This window comes from Aeromonas sp. s7(2024), assembly GCF_040907825.1.
In the GTDB taxonomy this organism is placed as follows: domain Bacteria; phylum Pseudomonadota; class Gammaproteobacteria; order Enterobacterales; family Aeromonadaceae; genus Aeromonas; species Aeromonas veronii.
This window is the reverse complement of record NZ_JBFOCM010000036.1, coordinates 65,835-75,938: the sequence shown is the minus strand read 5'-3', so window position 1 is coordinate 75,938 and position 10,104 is coordinate 65,835. Positions and strand designations below refer to the sequence as shown.

The following is a 10,104-nucleotide window of genomic DNA, read 5'->3' as shown; positions in this document are numbered from 1 at the left end:
CAAACTCAACAGCTTATTGATAACTACTCTCATCAAAGTACCGCTAAGATGGCTGAGACTGATTACTATGCGACCAGAGTGTAGGGTCGATTAGCGAAGCGTAATCGTCCACACCGCAATCCCGGTGGCGATGGACATAGAGAAGAGATCTGCTGGAACACCGGCAGAATTACGGCAACCGGTTTTCGCGATCGTCTGATGACGCTTCGCTAATCAGACCTACGGGCTTCCCCTCACCCTGACCCTCTCCCAAGGGGAGAGGGGATCAGCGTCTGCCAACCTGTAGTCGTAGCTGTCACGCATTCCAAAATTGCTGTGGTCTGGGTTCCCTTCTCCCCTTACGGGAGAAGGGTCGGGGATGAGGGGAGCAAACCATCGACATGCAGCAAAACGTTACAGAAAACAGAGAGAAGTAGGGTCGATTAGCGAAGCGTAATCGTCCGCACCGCAATCTCGATGGCTATGGACATAGAGAAGAGATCTGCTGGCGTACCAGCAGAATAGCGGCAACCTGTTTTCGCGATCGTCTGATTACGCTTCGCTAATCAGGCCTAAGGCCCTGGAGCACTACAACACCCAGCAGCCACATCAGGGCAGGATGATGGAGGGTAAAACCCCGTACAGCATGTTCAAAAAGGATCTGAAATTGATTCCGAAAGAAGTGCGCTCTAAAGTAGCGTAAACAAGACACCGGTTTGAAGCCGGTGTCAGGTGATAACTAGAGCTGTACAAAAGGTGGGAGCCCAAACATCTATCACTGATAGTATGGCTGACTTTGTGAATGCGATTGTGTTGTGATTCCAACAGTAGTGGTAAGATGAACATCAACCACGTCTATAAATTCATTATTTGTGGCCAACCAGTCTCACAAATTGGACTAGTTTTTATTTATCATAAAACTCCATTTCTTAGAACGAATATCTATCATTTAAATTTAGGGATTATAATATGAAAAAAATTTTATTGGCTGCAATGATAATTAGTTCGCATTCTTTTGCTAACACCGCATATGTACCTTTCAATAGTAAATCTTCCGTAGGGAATCAGTCTTCAAGAACCTGCTTCTATATGACAAACATTGCAGATGTTGATGTAGATGCCACTTTTAGAACATTTAAAGAAGATGGTGTTGAATACTTGGGGGAAATTGTTTCAAATAAATATATTATTGCTTTGAACACCCCATTCAAATTATCACCAAAACAAACGGCAAGTTTTTGCCTACCACCGAAAGCCCCTAGTTTTGAAGGGTCTGGACAAATCGATGTTGTAGCCTCTGATGGTATCGGAAGAGGGCAACTCATGGTTGCTCAAGGTCATTTCCTAATATATCTTTCCGGTAGCAATGCAACAACTTCCACCATCGTCATAAATGGCGGAATGCCATTCTAAACACAATGGAATATATATATAAAGGGCGCTTTCGCGCCCTTCTATATTAATTACCCTTCCTGATTTTCCCCGGCTGCCGGCTCGGCACCGGCGGCGGGTTCAATCTCGATACGATCAACCCGCTGCAAACCGCGGGGCAGCTTGGCGCCGCGACGGCCGCGCTCGCCGCGGTAGTAGTCAAGGTCAGATGGCTTAAGAGTGAGCTTGCGCTTGCCGGCAAACAGGGTGACCGACTGGCCCTGCGGGATCACCGCGGCCATCACCACAAACTCCTCCCGTGCTTTCACCCGAGCCGACGGAATGCTGATGAGCTTGTTGCCCTTGCCTTTGCCGAGTACCGGCAAGGTGTTGAGCGGGAACAGCAGCATGCGCCCTTCGTTGGATATGGCCATGCAGAGATCGGTCTCCGGCGAGCCGATCTTCTGGGGTGCCATCACCAGACCCCCTTCCGGCACGGTGAGCAGCGCCTTGCCGTTCTTGTTCTTGCCGATGAGATCGTCATAGGTGCAGACAAAGCCGTAACCGGCGTCGCTGGCGATCAGATACGGCTCGCCTTCGTTGCCCATCACCAGATGGCGCACCTCTTCCCCTGCCCCCAGCGCAAAGCGGCCGGTGAGCGGTTCGCCCTGACTTCGCGCCGATGGCAAGGTGTGAGATTCGAGGGCGTAAGTTCGGCCCAACGTGGAGAGGAACACCGCCTGCTGGTTGCTGCGGCCACAGGCGTGGGCCAGATAGCTGTCCCCCGCCTTGTAGGAGAGCCCCGCCACATCCACGTCGTGGCCCTTGGCGGCGCGCACCCACCCCTTGTCGGAGAGGATGACGGTGACCGGTTCGCTGGGAATAAGCTCCTTCTCGGTCAGCGCCACGGCGGTAGCACGCTCCACCAGCGGGGTGCGGCGATCGTCGCCGTACTTCTCGGCATCGGCCAGCAGCTCTTTCTTGAGCAGGGTATTGAGACGGCGCTCGGAGCCCAGAATGAGCTCCAGCTTGTCGCGCTCTTCGGCCAGTTCGTTCTGTTCGGCGCGCAGCTTGAACTCTTCGAGCTTGGCCAGATGGCGCAGTTTCAGCTCGAGGATCGCTTCGGCCTGGGTCTCGGTAATGTTGAAGCGCTCCACCATCACCTTGCCCGGCTCATCCTCGGTACGGATGATCTCGATCACCTCGTCGATGTTGAGGTAGGCGATCAGCAAGCCTTCAAGGATGTGCAGGCGAGCCAGCACCTTGTCGAGGCGGAACTGCAGACGGCGACGCACTGTCTCGCGGCGGAACTGGATCCACTCGCTGAGGATGGTCTTGAGGCACTTCACCTGCGGCCGGTTGTCGAGGCCGAGGATGTTGAGGTTGACCCGGTAGTTCTTCTCCAGATCCGTGGTGGCGAACAGGTGGGCCATCAGCCCCTCCACATCCACCCGGTTGGAGCGCGGCACGATCACCAGACGGGTCGGGTTCTCGTGGTCCGATTCATCCCGCAGATCGGTGACCATCGGCAGCTTTTTCGCCACCATCTGGGCGGCGATCTGCTCCATGATCTTGGCGCCGGAGGCCTGATGGGGCAGCGCTGTGATGACGATGTCGCCATCCTCCTCGCTCCAGACCGCCCGCTGCTTGATGGAGCCCTTGCCGGTCTCGTAGATTTTGCGGATATCGTCGCGCGGGGTGATGATCTCGGCGTTGGTCGGGTAGTCCGGCCCCTGAATGTGCTGCATCAACACATCGAGCCCCGCATTGGGGTTATCGAGCAGCTCGGCACAGGCGTAGGCCACTTCCCGCGCGTTGTGGGGCGGGATATCGGTCGCCATGCCCACCGCGATACCGGTCACCCCATTGAGCAGGATGTGCGGCAGGCGGGCAGGAAGTACCACCGGCTCCTTCATGGTGCCGTCGAAGTTCGGCGTCCACTCCACCGTGCCTTGCCCCAACTCGGAGAGCAGCAGCTCGGAGAAGCGGGACAGGCGCGCTTCGGTATAACGCATGGCGGCGAAGGATTTGGGATCGTCCGGCGCACCCCAGTTGCCCTGACCGTCCACCAGCGGGTAGCGGTAGGAGAAGGGCTGGGCCATCAGCACCATGGCTTCATAACAGGCGATGTCGCCGTGGGGGTGGTACTTACCCAGCACGTCACCCACGGTACGGGCGGACTTCTTGTGCTTGGAGAGCGCCGACAACCCCAGTTCGCTCATGGCGTAGATAATTCGCCGCTGCACCGGTTTGAGGCCGTCGCCGATATGCGGCAAGGCCCGATCCATGATGACGTACATGGAGTAGTTCAAGTAAGCCTGTTCGGTAAAGGTGCGCATTGGCTGGCGCTCTACCCCGTCCAGACTGAGCTCGATAGCATCACTCATATGTTTTTCTCTTGCTATGGCGCGCCCTAGGAGGGCACGCCTGAAATGCGGGTCGGCAGGTGACCGACGGCTTAGATGATGGCGAGGTTGCCCTTCTCTTCCAGCCATTCGCGGCGATCGCTCGCCCGCTTCTTGGCCAGCAGCATGTCCATCAGCTGCAGGGTCTCGTCAGCCGCATCCCCTTCGCTCTCTCCTGCCGGCTCCATGGTGAGCTGCACCAGACGGCGGGTGTTGGGATCCATGGTGGTTTCCCGCAGCTGTTTCGGGTTCATCTCACCCAGACCCTTGAATCGGGTCACCATCACCTTGCCTTTCTTCTTCTCGGCCTCGACCCGCTGCAACACGCCGTTCTTCTCGTCCTCGTCGAGGGCGTAGTAGACCTCTTTACCGATATCGATCCGGTAGAGGGGCGGCATGGCGACATAGACGTGGCCCTTCTCCACCAGCGTGCGGAAGTGCTTCACAAACAGGGCGCATAGCAGAGTGGCGATGTGCAGACCGTCCGAGTCAGCATCCGCGAGGATGCACACCTTGCCGTAGCGCAGGCCGCTAAGATCCTCGGAGTCGGGGTCAAGCCCGATGGCTACCGAGATATCGTGCACCTCCTGCGAGGCGAGCACCTGACCGGCCTCCACCTCCCAGGTGTTCAGGATCTTGCCGCGCAGCGGCATGATGGCCTGAAACTCGCGATCCCGCGCCTGCTTGGCACTGCCGCCCGCAGAGTCACCCTCCACCAGGAACAGCTCCCCCTGCATGGGGTCGGCGCAGTTACAGTCAGTCAACTTGCCGGGCAGCGCCGGGCCTTGGGTAATCTTCTTGCGCACCACCGTCTTGGCGGCGCGCATCCGGCGCTGGGCGCTGGAGATACAGATCTCGGCGATCTGCTCCGCCAGCTCGGTGTTGCTGTTCAGATAGAGGCTGAAGGCATCCTTCACCACGCCGGAGACGAACGCAGAGCTCTGGCGGGAGGAGAGGCGCTCCTTGGTCTGACCGGCGAACTGCGGATCCTGCATCTTGATGGAGAGGATGTAGGCGCAGCGATCCCAGATATCTTCCGGAGTCAGCTTGACCCCGCGCGGCAACAGGTTGCGGAACTCGCAGAACTCGCGCATGGCGTCGAGCAGCCCCTGACGCAGACCGTTGACATGAGTACCGCCCTGCGCGGTGGGAATGAGGTTCACATAGGATTCGGCGAGGCATTCGCCCCCTTCCGGCAACCAGCAAAGCGCCCAGTCCACCGCCGACTGTTCGGAGCTGAACGAGCCGATAAAGGGCTGCTCCGGCAGGCAAGTGAACTGCTTGACCGCGTCGACCAGATAATCCTTGAGGCCATCTTCGTAGCACCACTCCAGCTTGATGCCGGTGTTCTTGTCGAGGAACTTGATGGTGAGGCCGGGGCAGAGTACCGCCTTGGCTTTGAGCAGGTGCTCCAGCTTGGTGACCGAGAACTTGGGCGAATCGAAGTAGCTCGCCTGCGGCCAGAAGCGCACCCGGGTGCCGGTGTTGCGACGGCCGCAAGTGCCGGTGATGGTCAGCTCCTGCACCTTCTCGCCACGCTCGAAGGCGATGTCGTAGACCTGACCGTCACGACGCACCGTCACCTCGACCCGATCGGAGAGGGCGTTTACGACCGAAATACCCACCCCGTGCAGACCGCCGGAGAACTGGTAGTTCTTGTTAGAGAATTTGCCGCCCGCGTGCAGCTTGCAGAGGATCAGCTCTACCCCGCTGACCCCCTCTTCCGGGTGGATATCGACCGGCATGCCGCGGCCGTCATCGATCACCTCGAGGGACTGGTCTTCATGCAGGATCACCTCCAGATTGCGGGCGTGACCTGCCAGCGCTTCATCGACGCTGTTGTCGATGACCTCCTGGCCGAGGTGGTTGGGCCGGGTGGTGTCGGTATACATGCCGGGGCGGCGACGCACCGGCTCAAGGCCATTGAGGACCTCAATGGCATCCGCATTGTATTGAGTAGACATGGAGGGCCTTGCGAATTGACGTTTGGAGGGAATCTTAACTGCTCGGCGGGGGTAGAACAAACTCCCCGCACCGAAAGCTTGATCTGGAGAAGAACAAGCAGGGCGAGACCGCCCTTATTGACTCGAACCTGACTATAACCCGAGGAAACGGATGATCTGGGCGGGGTAGCGCTCGAACGCCACAAAGGCGTGATCGCCGCCGCACTCCAGCGAGAGGCGGGCAAAGCGGTATTCGTCCAGCGCCTTGCGGTAGTCGAGCACCTCGTCCTCCTGCTGTTGCAACACCCAGAGTCGCTCGGGGGCGGTCACAGGCACTGCCAGCGCTCGCAGCTCGTCCATATGTTCAGGCAGCAGCTGATACTGCTCCCCCGTATAGGGATTGGTCTGGGGGCCGAGGTAGTCACAAAGGAGCTCGTGGGGGCGCACCGCCGGATTGATCAGCGCAGCACGGCAGCCGTACTGCTCGCTCACCCGGGTCGCCATAAAGCCACCGAGGGAGCTACCCACGGCGCCGAGCTTGAACCCGCTGCCATAACGACGCTGCAGATCGGCAATGGTCTGCTCGATAGCCGCCCAGGCCGCCGCTGGCGTATTGGGCTGGGCTGGAATGATCACCTCGATGTCGGGCCGATTGGCGGCCACCCAGGCAGCCATCTGCTGCGCCTTGGCGGAGCCCGGTGAGGAGTTGAAACCGTGCAGATAAAGGAGAACCGACTTCATGGAATGCTCTCCTCAATAACCGGTAGCGTTGGGGTCAGGCACAAACTGCCCCACCGGCAGGCGCCACACCTCGCTGGCCACCCGCCCATCCGGATAGAGGGTGAGATAGCGCCAGCCCGGGCCGGATTCATCCAGCGCAAAGCCATCAGAGAGCGGTTTGAACTGGATGCAGGTCGATGGGCTGGCAATCAGCCGCACCCCGCGGTGCACCTCGTCAAACTCCTGATGGACGTGGCCAAAAAGGATGGTCTTCTGCTGCGGATGACGGGCCAGTACGGCGAACAGGTCATCGGCATTCTTGAGATTGTGCTGATCCAGCCAGGCGCAGCCCACCGGCACCGCCTGATGGTGCTGGGTGATAAGAGCGTGGCGATCAGGATATTGGCGCAGGGCGCGGTCGAGGGCGGCCAGCTGGTGATCGCCAATCATGCCGTGGGGTTTGCCGCGCACCTGGGTGTCGAGCAGGATCACCTGCCAGTGGTCGCCCACCAGCTGCTTGGATTCGCTGATCCCGGCGGCATGGAGATATTCGGTCATCAGCGGGCTGTCATCGTGATTGCCCGGCAGCCAGTAGATGGGGCGGCCCAAGGGCGCCATCATGGAGGCGAAACGCTGATAGGATTCCGGGCTGTGATCCTGCGACAGATCGCCGGTCGCCAGAATCACCTCGTAGGGGTGTTCATTGGCCTGCACCTGTTCCAGCACGGCGGCCAGACTCTCTGCGGTGCGCACAGCCAACAGCCGCCCTTCGGCACTCGCGAAGAGGTGGGTGTCGGTAATTTGCAACAGGCGCACACTGCCGTCCTGCGCCTGGGGGAGCTCTGTTTCCAAAATCACGCTTCTTTTTATTTGTTCAACTGGAGATATTGATCGGGCTGGTACCATGTCTGAGACAAAATTTTAGCCATTCGGCCAGAAACAGATTTACCTGCTCCTTTTCGTCCCGCTGGTGCATCTTTTTATTGGGATAATCATAACGTGGTTGCAAACGGGAAATCTGTTGCGCTGCACACACTTCCGCCATCCGCACATCATGATACAAACGAATCTCTATCTGAGCTTGTAAATATTCGGGCAATTCGGGGTTGTGCTGGCTCAGGATCACCTGATTGGTGAAGCGACTCTCGCCAATGATGGTGAGCTGGAACTGCAGATCGTTGCCGACCCGATAGCGGCGCTCGGCGCCGACTTCCCCATCAGGCGGCAGCAGTTTCATCAATGCCATGTAATTGACCTCGCAGGTACGCTGCAAGGACATCAGATCAGGCACATAGCGCCTGCTCTGTTGCAGGGTCAGCGCCACCTCAGTGATCCGCCAGCCAGCGGGCACGCAGCTCGCCATGGTTGAGGGCCAGCCACTGCAGGGCGATGACCGAGGCCGCATTGTCGATGCGTCCCTCTTTGAGCCAGGCGTAGGCCTGTTCGCGGCTCACCACGTGCACCCGGATATCCTCGCCTTCATCAGCCAGACCGTGCAGCCCCTCGGCCTTGCTGGCATCCACCTCGCCCACAAAGACCTCGATCCGCTCGGTGCTGCCGCCCGGGCTCACCAGATAGCTGATGGCATGCTCGCAGCGGGCAACCTCGATACCGGCCTCTTCCACCGCTTCGCGACGCACCACCGCCTCGGCGGTCTCACCTTCGTCGATGATGCCGGCCACCAGCTCCAGCAGCCAGGGGGTCGGACTGGTCTCCATGGCGCCGATGCGGAACTGCTCCACCAGCACTATCTGGTCGCGTACCGGATCATAGGGCAGCAGCGCGGCGGCATGACCCCGCTCGAACAGCTCGCGCACGATGGGCTGATTCCAGCCGCCAGCAAATAACCGATGCTGCAGACGATAGACATTCACCTTGAAGAAGCCGTTATATCCAGCTGATTTTTCAATGATTTTCACATCATCGGCGGCGTAATGCCGATCTTGCGGCAAGGGTTGCTGCGACATCCGGGGCTCCCGTCAGCTTGACTTGTATCAGTTTGACCATAAAATCCGAGGAACATGAATGAACGTTCATTCACTCGGCGTGCCATGGTAATGAGGGGTGGATTTTAGCAGCCACAGACCATTTGGCTAGGCACGCGGGGAGAAAACTGCGTCCGGTTCTTGACGTTCCCGTCACCGGACCTGAGACTCTTAGCATTAAATTTTGCTTATAGTAGAGTGATTAAGCTGCAATCAAGCTTGGTCGGTGACAATATTTGCCTCTCCAGCAACCAGTTTGGGTTACTACATAAGGTTAAAACGATCTATGAAAAGAACACTTTTGTCAGTCATGGTGTTGCTGGGCGTCAGTGCCGGTGCCCATGCCGAAAACCTGCTCGACATCTACCAGCAAGCCCAGATCAAAGACCCGCAGTTGCTGCAGTCCAAAGCCGTTCGCGACCAGGCCTTCGAGAAGATCAACGAATCCCGTGCCCCTCTGCTGCCCCAGATCGATCTGGGTGCCGGGCTCAATTATCTGCAAAACAAGAACGATACCCAGAGCAATACCAACGCCAAGGGCGAGGTGACGCTGTCGCAATCCCTCTATCGTCGCAGTAACTGGGTCAATCTGGATATCACCGAGAAGCAGGCCACCCAGTCAGATGTCGCCTACAACCTCGAGATCCAGAACCTGATGGTGCGCACCGCCAAAGCCTACTTTGATGTGCTCAAGGCGATGGATACCCTGGAGTTCGTCCGTGCCAACAAGGTTGCCGTAGAGCGTCAGCTGGAGCAAACCCAGCAGCGTTTCGAAGTGGGCCTGACCGCCATCACCGACGTCCATGAAGCCGAAGCCTCCCGCGACCAGGCGCTGGCTGACGAGATCAATGCCGAAAACTCTCTGGACAACAGCTACGAGACCCTGCGCGAGCTGACCGGTATCGATCACCGCAATCTGGACGTGCTGAACACCGATCGTTTCAGCCCGCAGAAGACCGCCTTCGGCTCCGACAAGTGGCTGGAGCTGGCGCTGGACAAGAACCTGCAACTGCACAGTGCCCGCATCAGCAAGGACATTGCCAAGGAGCAGATCGATCTGGCCAAAACCGGCCATGAGCCGACTCTGGATCTGGGTGCCGGACTGCAAACCAGCAATACCGATTACAAGCTGGATAGCATGCCGGGCGGCAATGACAATCAGGCCAATATCGGTCTGACCTTCAAGCTGCCCATCTACAGCGGTGGCGCCACCAGCTCCAAGGTGAAACAGGCTCAATACAACTACGTAGCGGCCAGCGAACTGCTGGAGAAGAACTTCCGCTCGGTGCAGAGCACAGTGCGCTCCTCCTACAACAACGTGAACGCCAGCATCGGCTCGGTACGTGCCTACAGCCAGTCTGTGGTCTCCGCTGACAGCGCCCTGAAGGCGACCGAAGCCGGTTACGAAGTGGGTACCCGTACCATCGTCGACGTGCTGGACTCCACTCGCAAGCTGTACGAGGCCAAGCAGAAGCTCTCCGAAGCCCGTTACAACTACATTCTCAATATCCTGAGCCTGAAACAGGCTGCCGGTATTCTGGAAGCGCAGGATCTGGTGGAAGTAAACCAGGGCCTGATGCCTGCCACGGCAAAGGCCAAAGGCTGATAGCCGCTATCGGACATGAAAAAGGCGACCGCAAGGTCGCCTTTTTGTTATCCGTATTTCTGTCGGCTTGCAGCCGCCGATAGCGAGCCCCGCCA

Annotated in this window: 8 protein-coding genes and 1 pseudogene; 3 read left to right on the top strand and 6 right to left on the bottom strand. The window is 58.3% G+C overall.

The features are described 5' to 3' along the window. Nucleotides 1-559: 559 nt before the first annotated feature. Nucleotides 560-682, top strand: a pseudogene (locus AB5Y73_RS16060) (IS481 family transposase); the annotation flags it as partial. 266 nt (nucleotides 683-948) lie between these two features. Next, complete coding sequence (locus AB5Y73_RS16055; protein WP_146163482.1) at nucleotides 949-1,392, top strand: hypothetical protein; 444 nt, start codon at nucleotides 949-951, stop codon at nucleotides 1,390-1,392. A gap of 50 nt (nucleotides 1,393-1,442) precedes the next feature. Here the strand turns inward: AB5Y73_RS16055 and parC are convergent, their stop codons facing one another. The 6 genes from parC to nudF form a co-directional block, all read right to left on the bottom strand. Then, the gene (gene parC, locus AB5Y73_RS16050) at nucleotides 1,443-3,737 is read right to left on the bottom strand and encodes a DNA topoisomerase IV subunit A (protein WP_279499393.1); all 2,295 of its coding nucleotides are present in this window, start codon (nucleotides 3,735-3,737) and stop codon (nucleotides 1,443-1,445) included. A 71-nt stretch (nucleotides 3,738-3,808) separates the two neighbouring features. Further along, nucleotides 3,809-5,719: a DNA topoisomerase IV subunit B gene (parE, locus tag AB5Y73_RS16045; RefSeq protein WP_005335894.1), complete on the bottom strand. Its 1,911-nt coding sequence runs from the start codon at nucleotides 5,717-5,719 to the stop codon at nucleotides 3,809-3,811. A 132-nt stretch (nucleotides 5,720-5,851) separates the two neighbouring features. After that, nucleotides 5,852-6,439: a YqiA/YcfP family alpha/beta fold hydrolase gene (locus AB5Y73_RS16040; RefSeq protein WP_107682820.1), complete on the bottom strand. Its 588-nt coding sequence runs from the start codon at nucleotides 6,437-6,439 to the stop codon at nucleotides 5,852-5,854. Nucleotides 6,440-6,451: 12 nt separating this feature from the next. Continuing rightward, nucleotides 6,452-7,270 (bottom strand): 3',5'-cyclic-AMP phosphodiesterase, encoded by an 819-nt coding sequence (gene cpdA / locus AB5Y73_RS16035; protein WP_107682821.1) that lies wholly within the window; start codon nucleotides 7,268-7,270, stop codon nucleotides 6,452-6,454. Nucleotides 7,271-7,292: 22 nt separating this feature from the next. Next, nucleotides 7,293-7,742 carry a DUF1249 domain-containing protein gene (locus AB5Y73_RS16030; protein WP_005335899.1) on the bottom strand — a complete coding sequence of 150 codons (450 nt, stop codon included), beginning with the start codon at nucleotides 7,740-7,742 and terminating at the stop codon, nucleotides 7,293-7,295. 1 nt (nucleotide 7,743) lies between these two features. Continuing rightward, complete coding sequence (gene nudF / locus AB5Y73_RS16025; RefSeq protein WP_107682822.1) at nucleotides 7,744-8,385, bottom strand: ADP-ribose diphosphatase; 642 nt, start codon at nucleotides 8,383-8,385, stop codon at nucleotides 7,744-7,746. 304 nt (nucleotides 8,386-8,689) lie between these two features. On the opposite strand from nudF, the gene tolC reads away from it, so the two are divergent. Next, entirely contained in the window at nucleotides 8,690-10,009 is a 1,320-nt protein-coding gene (gene tolC / locus AB5Y73_RS16020) for an outer membrane channel protein TolC (RefSeq protein WP_107682823.1), read from the top strand. Nucleotides 10,010-10,104 lie beyond the last annotated feature (95 nt).

Excerpts from the sequence above, each read along its gene's own strand:
- AB5Y73_RS16055 (WP_146163482.1), top strand. The coding sequence starts at position 949 with ATGAAAAAAATTTTATTGGCTGCAATGATAATTAGTTCGCATTCTTTT.
- parC (WP_279499393.1), bottom strand. The coding sequence starts at position 3,737 with ATGAGTGATGCTATCGAGCTCAGTCTGGACGGGGTAGAGCGCCAGCCA.
- parE (WP_005335894.1), bottom strand. The coding sequence starts at position 5,719 with ATGTCTACTCAATACAATGCGGATGCCATTGAGGTCCTCAATGGCCTT.
- AB5Y73_RS16040 (WP_107682820.1), bottom strand. The coding sequence starts at position 6,439 with ATGAAGTCGGTTCTCCTTTATCTGCACGGTTTCAACTCCTCACCGGGC.
- nudF (WP_107682822.1), bottom strand. The coding sequence starts at position 8,385 with ATGTCGCAGCAACCCTTGCCGCAAGATCGGCATTACGCCGCCGATGAT.
- tolC (WP_107682823.1), top strand. The coding sequence starts at position 8,690 with ATGAAAAGAACACTTTTGTCAGTCATGGTGTTGCTGGGCGTCAGTGCC.